16 protein-coding genes are annotated in these 15497 nt (G+C 71.3%); 10 read left to right on the top strand and 6 right to left on the bottom strand.

Annotated elements, in window-relative coordinates; all coding sequences use genetic code 11:
• Positions 1-360: 360 nt before the first annotated feature.
• Entirely contained in the window at positions 361-1218 is an 858-nt protein-coding gene (locus tag BLW00_RS11035) for an SDR family oxidoreductase (protein WP_092553741.1), read from the bottom strand.
• Between the two features lie 137 nt (positions 1219-1355).
• Here BLW00_RS11035 and BLW00_RS11030 point away from each other — a divergent pair, with 137 nt between their 5' ends.
• A complete protein-coding gene (locus BLW00_RS11030) occupies positions 1356-1727 on the top strand; it encodes a winged helix-turn-helix transcriptional regulator (protein ID WP_092554689.1) in 372 nt (123 codons plus the stop codon).
• A 59-nt stretch (positions 1728-1786) separates the two neighbouring features.
• Here the strand turns inward: BLW00_RS11030 and BLW00_RS11025 are convergent, their stop codons facing one another.
• Entirely contained in the window at positions 1787-2707 is a 921-nt protein-coding gene (locus BLW00_RS11025; protein ID WP_245741520.1) for an aminodeoxychorismate lyase, read from the bottom strand.
• 68 nt (positions 2708-2775) lie between these two features.
• Here BLW00_RS11025 and BLW00_RS11020 point away from each other — a divergent pair, with 68 nt between their 5' ends.
• The 7 genes from BLW00_RS11020 to BLW00_RS10990 all read left to right on the top strand — a co-directional run bounded on the left by BLW00_RS11020 (position 2776) and on the right by BLW00_RS10990 (position 9154).
• On the top strand, positions 2776-4434 hold the full coding sequence (locus BLW00_RS11020; protein ID WP_092553738.1) for a CYTH and CHAD domain-containing protein: 1659 nt from the start codon (positions 2776-2778) through the stop codon (positions 4432-4434).
• 268 nt (positions 4435-4702) lie between these two features.
• A complete protein-coding gene (locus BLW00_RS11015; RefSeq protein ID WP_092553736.1) occupies positions 4703-5275 on the top strand; it encodes an alternate-type signal peptide domain-containing protein in 573 nt (190 codons plus the stop codon).
• 116 nt (positions 5276-5391) lie between these two features.
• The gene (locus BLW00_RS11010) at positions 5392-5949 is read left to right on the top strand and encodes a hypothetical protein (protein WP_139256681.1); all 558 of its coding nucleotides are present in this window, start codon (positions 5392-5394) and stop codon (positions 5947-5949) included.
• Complete coding sequence (locus BLW00_RS11005) at positions 5946-6884, top strand: hypothetical protein (protein WP_092553730.1); 939 nt, start codon at positions 5946-5948, stop codon at positions 6882-6884. The genes BLW00_RS11010 and BLW00_RS11005 overlap by 4 nt, the downstream gene beginning before the upstream one ends.
• Positions 6881-7666 carry a hypothetical protein gene (locus tag BLW00_RS11000; protein ID WP_139256680.1) on the top strand — a complete coding sequence of 262 codons (786 nt, stop codon included), beginning with the start codon at positions 6881-6883 and terminating at the stop codon, positions 7664-7666. Before BLW00_RS11005 ends, BLW00_RS11000 begins: the two co-directional genes overlap by 4 nt.
• Positions 7663-8259: a signal peptidase I gene (locus BLW00_RS10995; RefSeq protein ID WP_092553724.1), complete on the top strand. Its 597-nt coding sequence runs from the start codon at positions 7663-7665 to the stop codon at positions 8257-8259. The genes BLW00_RS11000 and BLW00_RS10995 overlap by 4 nt, the downstream gene beginning before the upstream one ends.
• 103 nt (positions 8260-8362) lie before the next feature.
• On the top strand, positions 8363-9154 hold the full coding sequence (locus tag BLW00_RS10990; protein WP_092553721.1) for a class I SAM-dependent methyltransferase: 792 nt from the start codon (positions 8363-8365) through the stop codon (positions 9152-9154).
• Positions 9155-9157: 3 nt separating this feature from the next.
• On the opposite strand, the gene nhaA is transcribed toward BLW00_RS10990, so the two are convergent.
• Entirely contained in the window at positions 9158-10339 is a 1182-nt protein-coding gene (nhaA, locus tag BLW00_RS10985) for a Na+/H+ antiporter NhaA (protein WP_092553718.1), read from the bottom strand.
• Between the two features lie 153 nt (positions 10340-10492).
• Between nhaA and BLW00_RS10980 the strand changes: the two genes are divergently transcribed.
• Positions 10493-11659 (top strand): acyl-CoA dehydrogenase family protein, encoded by a 1167-nt coding sequence (locus BLW00_RS10980; protein ID WP_092553714.1) that lies wholly within the window; start codon positions 10493-10495, stop codon positions 11657-11659.
• 47 nt (positions 11660-11706) lie between these two features.
• On the opposite strand, the gene BLW00_RS10975 is transcribed toward BLW00_RS10980, so the two are convergent.
• Positions 11707-12462, bottom strand: coding sequence for an SDR family oxidoreductase (locus BLW00_RS10975; protein ID WP_092553711.1), 756 nt, complete (start codon positions 12460-12462; stop codon positions 11707-11709).
• Positions 12463-12526: 64 nt separating this feature from the next.
• Positions 12527-13264: a DnaJ family domain-containing protein gene (locus BLW00_RS10970; protein WP_407650965.1), complete on the bottom strand. Its 738-nt coding sequence runs from the start codon at positions 13262-13264 to the stop codon at positions 12527-12529.
• A gap of 76 nt (positions 13265-13340) precedes the next feature.
• Here BLW00_RS10970 and BLW00_RS10965 point away from each other — a divergent pair, with 76 nt between their 5' ends.
• Positions 13341-13895, top strand: a complete 555-nt coding sequence (locus BLW00_RS10965; RefSeq protein ID WP_322788338.1) for a GNAT family N-acetyltransferase — start codon at positions 13341-13343, stop codon at positions 13893-13895.
• A 34-nt stretch (positions 13896-13929) separates the two neighbouring features.
• Here BLW00_RS10965 and BLW00_RS10960 read toward each other — a convergent pair whose 3' ends face one another.
• Positions 13930-15384, bottom strand: a complete 1455-nt coding sequence (locus tag BLW00_RS10960; protein ID WP_092553705.1) for a flavin-containing monooxygenase — start codon at positions 15382-15384, stop codon at positions 13930-13932.
• Positions 15385-15497 lie beyond the last annotated feature (113 nt).

The raw sequence follows: 15497 nt of genomic DNA, 5'->3' as shown, positions 1-15497 counted from the left end.
CCGCGCACCACCTGATCGAAGCGGGCACCCAGTTCGCCCAGACTGCACGCATCGCGGGCGGCGGCGGAGCGACTGGACCCGGCGCGGTCGCGCGCATCCGACCCCGGGGCGGGTGTCGGGGTGAAGACGACGATCGACTGGTTCATGAGAATAAGTCAACCATGAGCTACCGACATTGTGACGTCCGACTCCGGTGCCCGGCCCTCGCCCAGGGCGGACTCATCAGGCCCTCGACTACCCAGGGTGACGGTGAGGCCGCGCCGGCGACCTCACCGTCAGATGCCGCGCGGCGCCGCGTAGCGACCGGCGCAGCCTGCGGACGCCGCGCGGAGCACGGCGCCCACGGCAAAGGGCAGCGCGCTAGAACGCCCGGAGCGAGTCGATGAGCGGGGTGGTCGGGTGTCCGATCAGCTGGGCCAACTCGCCCGAGGTCTCGGCGAGCAGTCCGTCGCGGATGTTGCCGTCGAGCGCCACCACGAACCCCGCGGTGCCGGCATCCAGACCCGCGTCGGTGAGGATCGCGAGGTGCTCCTCGGGGCTCACGGAACGGAACTCGATCGGGCGGCCGAGAACGGATGTCGCCGCCTCGGCGAACTCCTCGCCGGTCCAGGCGACGTCGCCGGAGAGCTCATACACGGCGCCCTCGTGGCCCGGCGTGGTGAGCACGGCGGCGATCGCCTCTGCGTAGTCCGAACGGGCGGCGCTGGCGACCCGGCCCGAACCGGTGCTGGTCAAGTACACCCCGGTCTCACGGGCCTGCGCGAAGGCCGACGTGTAATTCTCGTTGTACCAGTTGTTGCGCAGGATGGTCGTCACCAGACCCGAGGCGGCGAGCGCCTCTTCCGTCGCCTTGTGCTCGGGAGCGAGCACGAGAGCAGAAGTGGTGGCGTGCGGGGCGCTGGTGTAGACGATCCGTTCGATCCCGGCGCGCTGAGCGGCCTCGATGGCGTTCACGTGCAGAGCGACCCGCTGTCCGGGCTCGCTCGCCGAGACGAGCACCAGCACGGAGGCGCCGGCGAACGTCGCGTCGAGACTCGCAGGGTCGGCGAAGTCGATGACGGCGGTGCGGATGCCGGGCACGGCCTCGGCCAGGGCCTCCAGCTTCTCCGGGTTGCGGCCGGCGGCGACGAGGTCGGCGGCCGGGATGCCGCGAGCGAGCAGATGGTCGACCGCGAGGCGGCCGAGGTGTCCGGTGGCGCCGGTGACGACGATGGTCATGAGGATTCCGTCCTTTCCGCGGCCCGCACTCACGGGCCGGTCGAGGAGTGGAACCGAAGCGTATCCGCAATACTTCCCGACGGGAGGTACCCACTTTTCGGTAAGCTAGTGACGTGAATGAAAGCATCTGGGACGCCATCAACGCCGACTGGCCCGACGGCGATCGCACGGGCCTCGTCACCCCGTTCGCGTCGAACTGCCCGAGCCGCATCGTGCTCGACCATGTCACGAGCAAGTGGGGCGTGCTCGTCGTGGTCGCCCTCGCCCAGAAGTCGATGCGCTGGGGCGAGCTGCACCGCTACGTCGAGGGCATCAGCGAGAAGATGCTGGCGCAGACGCTGCGAGCCCTCGAAGGCGACGGGTTCGTGCTGCGCGATTCCCGGGGAACGGTGCCGCCGCGCGTCGACTACAGTCTGACCCCGCTCGGCGAAGAGCTCGCCGCGCTGCTCATCCCGCTCGTGCGCTGGGTGGGCGACACCGTGCAGCGTTCTGCCGCCGACGCCGCCTGAGGCGCCGCGGCCGCGCACGAGGCGCGACGCACGACGAGCGGACCGCCTAGGGCAACCGCTCAGTCGCCGGCGCGCCCGAGATGGTCGTTCATCTGCTCGGTCAGCCGTTCGTCGACCCCCACCGGCTCACCGTCGAGCTGCGTGACCGAGACCGCCTGCCGGATGCTCGACACCAGCCAGATCGCATCGGCCCGCCGCAGGTCGCTCGCCCGCAGCCGCACCGCATCCGTCTCGTAGCCGTAGGTGCGCAGGAATTCGAAGGCGCGACGCTGCGTGGTTCCGGGCAGGATCCCCAGCTCGGCACTCGGCGTGGAGAACCGGTTGCCCTCGCGCAGCAGCACGCTCGCGGTCGGGGCTTCGAGCACGAAACCGTCGGAGCTGATGAAGATCACGTCATCGGCGCCCCGTCGCTGCGCCTCCCGGATCGCCGCCGCGTTGACGGCATAGGAGAGCGACTTCGCCCCTTGCAGCAGCCACGGCGAGGTGGCGGCGACGTCGTGCCGGTAGCCGCGATCGAGAGTGACGACCTTCACACCCGTGCGCCGCACCGCGGTGAAGTCAAGAGCCGGCTGGGCGAGCACCCAGGCGGTGGGCACGCCCGTGCCCTCGATCCCGCGCGTCAGCACCAGTTTCACCGCCAGCACCGGAACGGGCGGATGCGTGGCCACGGCGGCCGCGATGGCGGCCCGCCAGACCGCACGGTCGGGCTGCGGCAGATCGAGCAGCCGGGCCGAGTCGGCGAAGCGGGCGAGATGCGTCTCGAGCGCGGGGATGCGGCCGTCGGCGACCAGGAGCGAGTCGAACACCCCGTCGCCGCGCGTGACCCCCAGATCGAGCACGCTGAGCTGCGGCAGGGAGGCGTTCGCGAAGTGGAAACCGGCGTCGGTGCTCAGCTCGGGGGCGGAGGTGACGGCATCCGTTCGTCCGTCGGTTACGCCGACGACGGGTCGAGTGACCAGAATGAGGAGGGGGACGGACACAAGTGTCAGTGTCCTCTGAATCGCGACGGCGGGAAGCGGAACTCGCCGGGAAGAGATAGACCGGAGCCATGAGCCAGAACGAATCCCCGACTCACACCGATCCTGCGACGCACTCCGAGCAGGTCGAGATCGAACGCAAGTACTCCGTGGGCGAGGAGTTGCCGCTGCCGGATCTCTCCGGCGTCGGCGAAGCCACCGGCACCCGGGTCGAATCGGCCCGTGCCGTCGAGGCGGTGCAGCTCGAGGCGGTGTACTTCGACACCGCCGACGGCGCGCTGGCCCGGCAGCGGATCGCGCTGCGCCGGCGCCAGGGCGGTCACGACGAGGGGTGGCACATCAAGCTGCCGGCCGCGGAGGGTCGCACCGAACTGCAGTGGCCGCTCGACGTGGGCCGGCACGAAGACCACCCCCTCGCCGACGACACCGTTCCGCGCGAGGTGCTCGCACCGGTGCGCGTGCACGTGCGCGACCATCCGCTCACTCCACTCGCCCGGGTCTCGACGACGCGGCGTGTGACCGAACTGCTCGACGCATCCGGAGCGCTCGTCGCCGAGGTCGCCGACGACACGGTGTCGGCGACGGATGCGCGCGAGGGCTCCGTGCGGCTGTGGCGGGAGTGGGAGGTCGAACTCGGTCCGGCCGCGCCCGGAACTCCGGAAGGCCGGTCGGCGCTGCTCGACGAGGTCGAGGCCCGCCTGCTCGCCGTGGGCGCCACGGTGTCGCCGAGCGTCTCCAAGCTGGCCCAGGCGATCGGGCGTACCGGGCTCGGCTCGCCCGCGGCGTCCGCGTCGTCGTCGACGCCGGGTGGCAAGGGCTCGCCCTCGCCCGCCGCTGCCCGGGTGCTCGACGGAGTGGCGGAACTCGTCGCCCAGGTCGTCGCTCTCGATCCCGCCGTGCGAGCCGACCGTCCGGATGCGGTGCACCAGATGCGCACCACGGTGCGCCGTCTGCGCAACGTGCTCGCGACGCATCGTGACCTCTTCGATCCGGAGCCGGTCGAACAGGTGCGCAACGCGCTGTCGCGTTTCGGGGCGGTGCTCGGCGAGGTGCGCGATCTCGAGGTGCGTGCCGACTGGGCGGCGTTCGCCCTCGACGAGCTGGAGACCGACCGCGGGGTCGACGATCCGGATGCCCGGCGCCGTCTGGTCGATGACACCCGTGCCGAGCACGACGAGGCCCATGCCCGCCTGGTGACCGTGATGACCGGATCGGTCTACTACCGGCTGCTGGATGTGCTCGATTCGTTCACGGGCGGTGCGCCGGTCGTGCCGGATGCTCCCCGCCAGCCGAAGAAGGAAGCGCGCCGCACCCTCCGCAAGGCGGGCAAGCGCGCGCTCGCCCGATCGGTGAAGGAACGGGAGGCACGCCGCGTGCTCGGCCCCGACATCGTGGCGGCCGCGGGAGCGCTCGGTGCGCTGCACGACTCACGCAAGGCCGCGCGCCGGCTGCGCCACGCCGCCGAGTTCGCCACCACCGGCGCTGCCGGAGTGCTCGGCGACCACGCCGAATCGGTGGGCGATGCCGCCGAGGATCTGCAGGACGCGCTCGGCTGGCACCGCGATGCCTCGCTCTTCGCCGAGTACATGTTGCTCACCGCGCGGCGGGCCGAAGCGGCGGGCGAGGGGTCGTTCACCTACGGGGTGCTCTATCAACGCTCGGTCGATCAGGCCCGGCGTGCTCTCGCCTTGGCGGAAGACGCCCGTCGCGCCCTGAAATCGGCACTCTGACCGGCGGAGGCCGGGCCTTCCCGATCCGCCGATCACCGAGGCGCCCTCACCTGAGCGACAGGTAGCGTCATCCGCGCGCCACGTCGTCGTCGAATCACGACGACTGCCCGTGTGCGGCGCACAATGCGGAGTGCAGCGACATGCCCGGGGGTCGGGATCACCGAATGGGGTTCGACAACCGATGCACGAAGGTTGCGTCAACGCACCATCCATCCGCGATCACGAGTCGCACAGTGCGCCGGGGGACCCGCGCTCGAAAGGAACCCACATGAACAAGCTCGCCAAAGGTGCGATCGCCGGCGCCGCCGGTGTCGTACTCCTGCTCGGGGGAGCAGGCACCTTCGCCTTCTGGAACTCCACGGCAAACGTCGCGGGAGGAACGATCGTCGCCGGAAACCTGCTCGTCGCGAACACGGGCGCCGCCGGCGTCTGGACCGATCAGAACGGCACCACGATCGACGTCGCCACGTATCGCATCGTTCCGGGCGACACCCTGACCTACACCGACGACCTCACGGTCACCGCGGTCGGTGACAACCTTCAGGCGACTCTCGCGCTGGCGGGCGGCTCCATCGCTCCGACCACGGCAGGCAATGCTGCTGACATCGCCTTGGCCGGGTACCTCGTCGACAACGCCGAACTCGATGCGACCGGCACCGGCATCTCCGGCACCAGCCCGACCTATACGGTCGTGGCCGGCACCGCCGGTGTGTCCCAAGTGGTGACGGTGAGCGTCGAGCTCGCCTTCCCGTTCGGCGCGGTCGCGGGCGCGGAGAATGACGCCAAGCTCGGTTCGGTGAACCTCAGCAACCTGGCGGTCACCCTCACGCAGACCCAGTGATCTCAGGGCAGGGCGGCGTCGCGGCCGGGGTTGCACAGCATCCTCGGTCGCGCGGCGCTCTGCCGTCACGGTCGTCGTTCCGTCCGCGCGGCCGCGGCCGGCACGGAGGCAGCGGCTTGCCCCCGTCCCGCTCAGGGCTGAGCCGACGGATGCTCGCCCTGGCGCTGGGCGCGACCGTCGCGGTCGTGCTTGCCGCCGTCACCGCCGGCGGCACCTACGCCTTCCTTCGGTCGAGTGCGCAGTCAGCGGGGGCGACGCTGGTCGGCGGCACAGCGACCCTCGTCGTCACCACTCCGCTCGCGCTCCCGAGCACCGCCCTCTACCCGGGTCAGACCGTCAGCGGCTCCGGCACCGTGCGCAACACGGGCGCAGTCCCACTTCGGCTGCGCATCGCCGGCCTCACCCAGAGCACGACCGTGAACCCCTTCACGAGCGCACTCACGGTCGGTGTCGCCATCGGCGCCTCGGCGGCCGCCTGTTCGGCCGGGTTCACGCCGACCTGGACGGCGACTTTCGCCGCGGTGGTGCCCACCGAGCTCACCGTCCGCCTGGCCCCGGGAGACTCGGCCGTCGTCTGTGTCAGCGTCTCGTTGCCCCTGGACGCGCCCGCCGGCGCCAATGCTCAGGCCGGTGCCGGCTTCTCCCTGGTACTCGACGGACGGCAGGTGCCGTGAACGTGCGCACCCGGCTCCGCGCTCGTCGCCCGTGGCGTTTCGCGCTCGGCGTGTTCGTCGTCACCTTCCTCGTCGCCGTGACCGGCTCGACAGCGGGCGCATACTGGGTCGCCGCTTCGGTGTCGTTGACGTCGACGACGACGGGGGCGACGGCATCCGGAACCCTCGCGGGCACCGCCGGGCTCACGAAGGAATACAAATTCACAGGCGCCGGGAGCGCCTCGACGCCGACCATCGCCCCTCTCGTCTTCGCAAACACCGGCAGCGCCCCGCTCGCCGTCACGCTCGCCGTCTCCGGGGTGGCCGGAACCCTTGCGCCGAACGTGGCGCTCACCTTCTGGGCCGGATCGGCGGGCGCATGCGCAGCCACCATCCCGGGTTCGGGCACCACCATCGGCACGTTGGCGCTACCGCCTGCGCTCCCGGCAGATTTCGCCTCGGTGGCGATCGGCGCATCCGTCACCCTGTGTGCGGCGACCCGGCTGAACACGACCGTGGCCGTCTCGCAGGGCCAGACCGTGTCGCCGGTGTTCACGCTCACCGGTCACGTCGGCACGAACTGGACGGCGACGGCCCCCGGCGCCGCGTTCACCCAGTCGGTCTACCAGGTGCCGAATCCGGCACCGATCACCTGCGTCGACGGCACGGGCCTCGGCACAGGGGTCGTCACGCTCTCGTGGACCGCTGTCCCAGGCGCGACGACCTACCGGATCGTCAAGGCGTCCGACGGCTCCACCGTCAAAGCGTCGAACGCGGCCACCTCCGTCACGGTCAACGGGTTGGATCTGGGGCTGGGGAGCATCTTCAGCCCCGGCACCGTCGCGGTGCTCGTGCAATCGCTCGACTCCACCTATGGCACCACCTCGGCCGGCACGACGGTGAATCTGCGCTACTCGCTGCTCGTGACCGTGCTGCAGGTGAAGTGCCCGGCATGAGACGTCGACTGATGTGCGCCACCCGCCGCAGCGCCGTGCTCGCCTTCGTGGTGTTCGCGGTCGGCGCCGCAGCGGCCGCTCCGACGACGCCGGCCTCGGCTTCGGCCGGGCCGGATGCCGGCCACCGCCACGATCCGGGAATCGAGGTGAGCGACGACGGCACGCACTACGGCGGGGCGGTCACGACGCCTCTGTTCACCGGATGGGGCAGGTTCGTTCCGGGCGACCGCGAGACGGCCACCCTGTGGGTGCGCAACGCCGGCGAGCTCGGCGGGGTGTTGAGGGTGAGCGGCACCCACGCCTGGGCGAGCAGTGCCGAGTTCGCCGCGGCCATCGCGATCTCGGCCGCGATCGACGGGGGAGCGGCGGATGCGCCGATCACGCTCGGTTCGGCCGCCGAGTGTGCCCTGATCCTGCGCGGCCCGCGACTCGAACCGGAGGAGACCGTGGCGGTGCGGATCACCGTGGCCTTCTCGCCCTCGGTGACCGGACGCGCGGCGGCCGACGACCAGGCGGGGCTCGACTTCGTGGTGGCGCTCCGCGATCCGGCCGACCCCGCCTCGGAGACGGCGGACTGCGCATCCGGAACCGTGGTGCCGGGCGTGCCGGACCGGCCGGATCGGCCGGGAGACGGATCGGGCGGGTCGGGCCGACGAGTCGCCGACACGGGTGCGGCGATCGATGGTCCGTTGGCTGCCGGTGCCCTCGCGCTGCTGACCGGCCTGGCGACGCTGGGGATTCTGGCCGTTCGTGAGTCCCGACGACGGAGGGCCCTGGGATGACCGAGCTGGCGACGCGTGGAGGGCCGGGCAAGCACAGCCGGGTGCCGTCGAGCGCGCCCGTCGAGAAGAGCCTCGCCCACTACCTGGGGACGGCGGTGAGCGCCGCCTTCCTCGTGCTGGTGCTCGCCCTCGCGGTGCTGACCATCGCGCTGCCCGCCCTCGTCGGCGGCCGGCCGCTCACCGTGCTCACCCAGTCGATGGAACCGGGATTGCCGCCGGGAACGCTCATCGTCGTGCATCCCGTGCCCGTGGGCGAGATCCGGGTCGGTGACGTTCTCACCTATCAGATCGAGTCGGGCAAGCCCGGGGTGGTGAGTCACCGGGTGATCGAGAAGACGATCTCCACCGCCGGCAGCACCACCTTCGTCACCCGAGGCGACAACAACGACCTGGCCGATGAGGATCCCGTGCAGGAGGTGCAGATCGTCGGTGTGCTCTGGTACAGCATCCCGATGCTCGGGTGGGTCAACAACGCGGTCAACGGCGAGTGGCGCGGATTCGTCGTGCCGGTCGTCGTGGGAGGGCTGTTCGGCTACGCCGCTTGGATGTTCTTCTCGGGCATTCGTGACCACCGGAGGCGCCGGCGCACCTGACGCGAGGCAGTCGTTCCAGGCCACGAGCGGTGCGCGACCGGGTCGAGGAGACCGCTGCTGCGATAATCGGCCAGAGCGGTGAGACAGTGCGCGGGAGGTGCGGATGTCGGGCGACACAAGCAGCGGGAGCAGCGACGGCCACGACGATGGCGACCGGCAGGGCTGGTCGGCCGTCGCGGGGGAGTGGGCCTCGCTCTGGGGCGATTTCGCGGACCCCGTGCGGCACATCCTCATCGCCGAGGGTCGGGTAGCGACCGGAACCCGCGTGCTCGACGTGGGATGCGGAAGCGGCGAGTTCCTGAGGGCGCTCACCGAGGCCGGAGCCGTGGCCGTCGGCATCGATCCTGCGCGGGGCATGGTCGACGAGGCGAAGCGTCGCGCACCGGGTGCGGAGGTGAGGCAGGGAGGGATGGAGGACCTGCCCTGGGCCGACGTGTCGTTCGACGTCGTGACGGCCGTGAACGCGCTGCAGTTCGCCGACGACACGCTGGAGGCGCTCGGCGAGATGATCCGCGTGGCCGGGCCCGGTGGACGGATCGCGGTGGCGAACTGGGCGGATCGTGCGCACAACGACATCGACTCGGTGGAGATAGCCGTGGCGGCGGCCGACGGCGAGGACCCGCTGCCTGACGGCGATCTGCGGGTCGAAGGCGGGCTGGAGGAACTGTTCCGCGACGCCGGGCTGGAGGTGCTCTCGGCCGGGCTTGTGGAACTGCCCTGGGAGGCGGCCGATGACGACTCGCTCGTGCGGGGCGTGCTGCTCGGTGCACCGCCCGAGGAGCGGCGGGCGTCGGCAGCGGTGGTGCTCGCGGCGGCCCGCCCGTTCGCCCGGCCCGAGGGCGGCTACCGTCTGCTCAACGCGTTCCGCTACGTCGTGGGCCGCGTGCCCGACTAGGGCTCATGCGCCGCGCACCCTCTGCTCGGCGGCGAGGCGGAGCATCCGCAACCGTCTGTACGACGCGGCCAGCCGCGAGACCAGGATCGCCGCCACGACGATCGACACGGCAGAGCCGAGGAGCACCGCGAGGGTTCCTTCGTCGGCCACCTCAGGGGAGTCGGCGAACGCCAGCTCGTTCATCAGCAGCGACACCGTGAAGCCGACGCCGCCGAGTGCCCCCGCGGTGATCAGTCCCTGGAACGTCAGGTGCGGGCGCCGCTCGCGCGGACCGACGAACCGGGAGAGCCAGCCGCCGAGCGAGATGCCGATCAGCTTGCCCACCGGGAGCGCCACCAGGATTCCCCAGAACGGCGCCGCCAACTCGTCGGGCGCGACCGCCGGGATCGCCACGAGCGCGGCCGAGAAGGCGAACAACGGCAGGATGACGCCGTTCGTCACGGGCTCAAGCGCGTGCCGGACGTGCAGCGCGGGCTTGCGCACCATCACGAGTCCGAGCGCCACACCCGCGATCGTCGCGTGCACGCCCGAGAGGTACACCAGCGACCACGTGACCAGCCCGACGACCACCAGGGCGACGGCGACGAGCATCCGGAACCGGGTGCCGAGCAGCCGGCTGAGCAGGCCGAACACCGCGACCCCGACGGCCGCGAGCAGGAGCATCAGCAGGTTCGGATCGGCCGTGAAGAACACGGCGATGATGAGGATGGCCACGATGTCGTCGAGGATGGCGAGCGCCAGGATGAAGATCCGCAGCCGCGACGGGATGCCCTTGCCGAACACGGCGAGCACCCCGAGCGCGAACGCGATGTCGGTGGCGGTGGGGATCGGCCAGCCGCCCTCGTAGCCCGAACCGGCCGTGAACGCGAGGTACACCAGGGCCGGCACGATCACGCCGCCGAGCGCCGCGATCGCGGGCCGCACCGCCTTCGACACCGAATTCAGCTGCCCGACCGTGAACTCGTTCTTCAACTCCACCGCCACCACGAAGAAGAACACGGCGAGCAGGCCGTCGCTGATCCAGTGGCCGACCGAGAGGTCGAGCGGGGTGCCCGGAATGGCGAGGTGGGCGTCTTGCAGGGCCATCAGGCCGGCGCCCAGCGGGCTGTTCGCAGCGAGAAGTCCGAGGGCGGCGGCGGCCAGCAGCAGCACGGCGGCGACGCGTTCGGAGCGGATGAGAGTCATGCGGAGTCCCTGCTGCCGCCCAGGCGGCTCGACGACGAGTTGGAGCGATCAGCGATCGCCCGCCGACCAGACTTCCCGGCGCACCGTCGACAACTTTACCGGGATCGACCGGTCGAAGGTGTAGAAAGGGCGGACGCGGAACGTTAGGACCCCATGACCCTCCTCGTCGACACCGTCTTCGATCTGGATGCGCTGCTCACCGACGAGGAGCGCGGCTGGCAGCAGCGGGCGCGCGCGTTCGCGACAGAGCGCATCCTGCCCGTGATCGAGGACGACTTCGAGAACGCCCACTTCCGGCGGTCGCTGGTGCCCGAACTCGCGGCCGAGGGCTTCCTCGGCATGCATCTCAGCGGATACGGCTGCGCCGGCGCCGGGGCGGTGGCGTACGGCCTGGTCTGCCACGAGCTCGAGGCGGCCGACAGCGGCTGGCGCACCTTCGTGTCGGTGCAGGGCTCGCTCGCGATGTCGGCCCTGCACAAGCACGGCTCCGAGGAACAGAAGAGCGAGTGGCTGCCGCGGCTGGCGCAGGGTGAGGCGATCGGATGCTTCGGGCTCACCGAGCCCGCCGGCGGCAGCGATCCGGCGGCCATGACCACGAGGGCTCGCCGTGACGGCGGCGACTGGGTGCTCGACGGCGTCAAACGCTGGATCGGGCTCGCCTCGATCGCCGACGTCGCCGTGATCTGGGCGAAGGACGACGATGACGTCGTGCGCGGCTTCGTGGTGCCGACCTCGACCCCGGGGTTCGCGGCGACACCGATCGCCGGCAAGCTCTCGATGCGCGCGTCGATCCAGTGCGACGTCGTGCTCGACGGGGTCCGGCTGCCGGCCGAGGCTGTGCTGCCCGGTGCGCAGGGGCTCTCGGGGCCGTTCGCGTGTCTGAATGAGGCGCGGTACGGCATCGTCTGGGGCGCGCTGGGCGCGGCTCGCTCGTGCCTCGAGGCGGCGCTCGGCCGTGCCCGCACCCGGGAGGTGTTCGGGGCGCCGATCGGAGCGCGGCAGCTCGTGCAGGGCAAGCTCGCCGACATGTTCGTCGAATACGAGAAGGGCATGCTGCTCGCCCTGCACCTGGGCCGGCTCAAGGAACGCGGCGCGCTGACGCCCGCGCAGATCAGCGCCGGCAAACTCAACAGCGTGCGCGAGGCGCTGCAGATCGCGCGGGAGGCCCGGGCGCTGCTCGGCGGCGACGGCGTGACGAGCGCGTTCCCCGTGATGCGGCACCTCGCGAACCTCGAGTCGGTGCGCACTTACGAGGGCACCGACGAGATCCACCAGCTCGTGCTTGGTCGGGCCCTGACGGGGATCGCCGCCTTCTCCTGAACGGTCGGCGCTCGCGCCCTGCCCCGGCCACGGAGGGCTTCCGAAGGCTAGACCGGGGGTGTGTTGAGGGGGAACCAGTCGGTGTACTTCTGTTCCGAGTGCTCCGCGTTCTCGCTCGGGAGCAGGGTGCGCTCGCCCAGCAGGGCGCCGAAGTAGCGGGCCCCGGGGTCGGCGACGACGTCGCGGGTGTCGCCGCGGAGAGCGAGTCCGGCGCGGATGAGCTCGTCGAGTCCGAAGACCTCAGGGCCGGCCACTTCACGGATGCCGTTCACCGGCTCGCCCACGGCGGTGCGGGCGACCGCCGCCGCCACGTCCTCTCCGGCGATCGGCTGGATGAGGGCATGCGACAGGTGCACGACGCCGTCGACGGTCGCGGAATCCGCGATGCTCTTCACGAACTCGAAGAACTGGGTGGCGTGCACGATCGAGTAGGGCAGGCCCGATTCGGTGATCAACGTCTCCTGGGCGATCTTGGCGCGGAAGTAGGCGCTCTCGGCCAGGCGATCGGTGCCGACAACCGAGAGGGCGACGTAGTGCTTCAGGCCGGCCGCTGCGGCCGCAGTGAGGAGGTTCGTGGTGGAGGTGGTGAAGAAGTCGAGCACCGCCTTCTCCTCGAACGAGGGCGAGTTGGAGACGTCGACGACGACGTCGGCGCCCGCGAGCACCTCGGCCACACCCTCCCCGGTGAGCGTGTTCACGCCCGAATTGGGCGAGGCGGGGACGGCTTGGTGGCCGTGCTCGCTGAGCTTCGCGACGAGCTTGGACCCGATGAGTCCGGTTCCTCCGATGACGACGATCTTCATGATGTCCCTCTTCCGTTCTGTTCCGTATCCGTGCCGCACCGCGGTGGTCCACGGCGGTCACGAGCTAGGACAGGGGGCGGGGGGATTCTGTGACGGGCGGTTCAGGGTCCGGGGAGTCCGCGCCGGTGTCGGTACCTGCGGCGCGGTCGCGGTCGCGTTCGCGTCCGCGGGTGCGCTCGGCCCGGCGTGCGCGACGACGCCCGCGCCAGGTCATCGCCGCCCGGGCGGCTGCTTCGCGTTCGCGCTCTGCTTCGTGGGCGCGCCGACGGGCCGCGCGGCGTTCCTGCCACCGCTCGACCTCGAGCTCGATGTCGCGCGTCGCGGTGATCACCGGCGGTCCGCCCTGCAACTGCCGGCGCGCCTCGATGACCCGCCGGTTGAAGTCGGTGAGCAGCTCGCGCACGGCGCGTTCGGAGCCGGCTTCGTCGATCCGCTCGTCGAGGGCGGCGTCCTCCGTGCGCAGGGTGAGGGCCGGAGGCCCGAGGCCGGTGAGGCGTTCGCGTTCGATCTTGCGGCGGATCCACCAGTTCGGGTCGTAGCTCTCGGTGAGGTGCGTGAGCGGCTTGCCCGCGCCCGGCAGGTCATCGAAATCGCCGCGCCGCATGGCCTGGGCGATCTGGATCTCGACGAACTGAGCGCGCTGCTCCATCGTCGGGGCGCCCGCGTCGTGCGTCTGCTCGTCGGGCCGCACGGCGGCGGTTTCGCCGGCGTGCTCCTCGGCGTCGAGCTCCTGCGAGAGCCGATCGACCTGGTATCGGGCCGCGTTCAGCCGCGAATCGCTTCGCGGCATCCGATCGTTCACGTCGTCCAGCCTAAATTCCGAGTGCGCATCCGTCGACCCGCCTCCGCGATCGGGGCGGGTCGTCTAGCCTGGAGCGGTGGTGGAAGTCGTCGTGCCCGAGCTGGTCGTGGGTGCCGGCGTCGTGCTGCGGATGCTCCGGGCCGGCGACGCGGGCGGCCTCGCCGACGCGTACGAGCGCAACCGCGACCATCTCGCTCATTGGGACCCGGTGCGGCCGCCCGCGTTCTTCACCGAACAGGGCCAGGCCGCCGAGGTCGACGGAGCACTCCAGGCCTGCCTCGCCGGTCTGATGCTGCCCCTGGTGCTGGAGAGCGGCGGGGAGATCGTGGGGCGCGCCAACCTCACGGGCATCGCGCGAGGCGCTCTCCAGGGCGCGAGCCTCGGTTACTGGATCGACGCGCGGTACACCGGGCGAGGGGTGATGAGCGCGTCCGTGGCCGAGGTCGTCCGGCTCGCCCGCGACGAGCTCGCACTGCACCGTGTCGAGGCCTCGACCCTGCCCGAGAACGCCGCGTCACAGGCCGTGCTGCAGCGCAACGGATTCGAGCGGATCGGCTTCGCGCCGCGCTACCTCGAGATCGCGGGCCGCTGGCAGGATCACGTGCTCTTCCAGCGCATCCTCCACGACTGAGGGAGTGCCAGCGAGGGGCGCGGCGCGGCGGACTTCAGGGGGTGAAGAGGTACTCGGCCGGGTCGAAGTGCCGGAGTGCGCGGCCGAAGGCGACGGCCGTGCCGGGCCAGACCGTCGTGTTCACGCCTCCCTCGTCGAGGTAGAAGCTGGTGCAGCCGCCGACGCTCCAGACCGCACCGCGCAGCCGACGGCGCAGCTTCTCGGTGTAGCGGGCTTGCGCATCCGCTCGGGGTTCGAGCGACCGCGCTCCCTGCCGGCCGAGCGCCCGGAGGGCCTGCAGCACGTAGCCGATCTGCTTCTCGATGACGTAGACCATGCTGTTGTGGCCGAACACCGTGTTCGGTCCGATGAGCAGGAAGAGGTTCGGGAACCCGGCAACGGTGGTGCCGCGGAGCGCCGCCATGTGCGGCGACCAGCGATCGGCGAGCAGCACGCCGTCCCGGCCCCGGATGCGCGCCGCGACGGGCGGTCGGGTCGCGATGAATCCGGTGCCCGCGATGAGCACGTCGGCCCGCCGTCTGGCGCCGTCGGCGGTCACGACCTCGTCACCCTCGACGGCCACGATCGACGAGACCACCAGCTCGACGTTCGGCCGGGTGATCGCGGGATAGTAGGCGCTGGAGAGCAGGATGCGCTTGCAGCCGATGCGGAAACGGGGCGTGAGGCGGTCGCGGAGGCCCGCATCCGGCACCTGGCGCGCCAGGTTGCGCAGCGACATCCGCTCCACCACCCGCCCGATCGGGGTGAAGCGGAACCCGGCGAACTGGGCGTCGGTGCGCGCGAAGATGAGACTCCGAGCGGCCCGCTGCACCGCGGGGTGCCGCGCGAACCAGCGGCGCCGCAGGGCGGAGGTGCGGGTGTTGCGGCGCGGCAGCACCCAGGGCGCCGATCGCTGGTAGACCGTGACGCGGCCGGCGATCTTCTGCAGTTCGGGAACGAACTGGATGGCCGAGGCCCCGGTGCCGATCACCGCGACCTCGGCACCGACGAGGTCGACGTCGTGCCGCCACGCCGCCGAGTGGAAGCGCGGGCCCGCGAAGGAGTCGAGACCCGGGATGTCGGGCCAGGCGGCCTCGACGAGTGGGCCGGCGCCGCTGACGAGCACAGTCGCCTCGATCGGCCCGCCGGAGGTCTCGAGCCGCCAGACGCCGGCCGACTCGTTCCACGCAGCGGAGAGCAGCTCGGTGCCGCAGCGGATGTGCGGAGTGAGGTCGAAGCGGCGCACCACGTCGTGCAGGTAGTCGAGGATCTCGGGCTGCGGCGAGTACGCCCGCGACCACGCCGGGTTCGGTGCGAAGCTGAAGGAGTAGAGATCGCTGCGGATGTCGCACTGCGCGCCCGGGTAGGTGTTCGCTCGCCACACCCCGCCGACGTCGTCGGCCCGTTCCAGCACGAGGACGTCGTCGATGCCGTGCCGGTGCAGCTGCGCGGCCATGCCGAGTCCGGCGAAGCCCGCGCCGATCACCGCGATCCGCACCCGTTCCGTCATCCGGCCTCCTGTGCTGCTCGTCGTTCGCGGCCACCTGCTTCGCGCCGAACCTCCCACCAGGGCGCCTTCGTGTCAAGGGAGCGACTCCGCCGGCTACCTCCGCATCCCGGCCG

The sequence above is a fragment of the Herbiconiux ginsengi genome (assembly GCF_900107435.1).
Lineage (GTDB): Bacteria > Actinomycetota > Actinomycetes > Actinomycetales > Microbacteriaceae > Herbiconiux > Herbiconiux ginsengi.
Note: the sequence above shows the minus strand (reverse complement) of the source record. Positions and strands in the feature narration are given on the sequence as shown.

Coding starts and splice junctions, on each gene's coding strand:
- BLW00_RS11035 (WP_092553741.1), bottom strand. CDS start 1,218: ATGACCATCGTCGTCACCGGCGCCACCGGACACCTCGGCCGCCTCGCG.
- BLW00_RS11020 (WP_092553738.1), top strand. CDS start 2,776: ATGAGCCAGAACGAATCCCCGACTCACACCGATCCTGCGACGCACTCC.
- BLW00_RS11015 (WP_092553736.1), top strand. CDS start 4,703: ATGAACAAGCTCGCCAAAGGTGCGATCGCCGGCGCCGCCGGTGTCGTA.
- BLW00_RS11000 (WP_139256680.1), top strand. CDS start 6,881: ATGAGACGTCGACTGATGTGCGCCACCCGCCGCAGCGCCGTGCTCGCC.
- BLW00_RS10995 (WP_092553724.1), top strand. CDS start 7,663: ATGACCGAGCTGGCGACGCGTGGAGGGCCGGGCAAGCACAGCCGGGTG.
- BLW00_RS10990 (WP_092553721.1), top strand. CDS start 8,363: ATGTCGGGCGACACAAGCAGCGGGAGCAGCGACGGCCACGACGATGGC.
- nhaA (WP_092553718.1), bottom strand. CDS start 10,339: ATGACTCTCATCCGCTCCGAACGCGTCGCCGCCGTGCTGCTGCTGGCC.
- BLW00_RS10980 (WP_092553714.1), top strand. CDS start 10,493: ATGACCCTCCTCGTCGACACCGTCTTCGATCTGGATGCGCTGCTCACC.
- BLW00_RS10975 (WP_092553711.1), bottom strand. CDS start 12,462: ATGAAGATCGTCGTCATCGGAGGAACCGGACTCATCGGGTCCAAGCTC.
- BLW00_RS10960 (WP_092553705.1), bottom strand. CDS start 15,384: ATGACGGAACGGGTGCGGATCGCGGTGATCGGCGCGGGCTTCGCCGGA.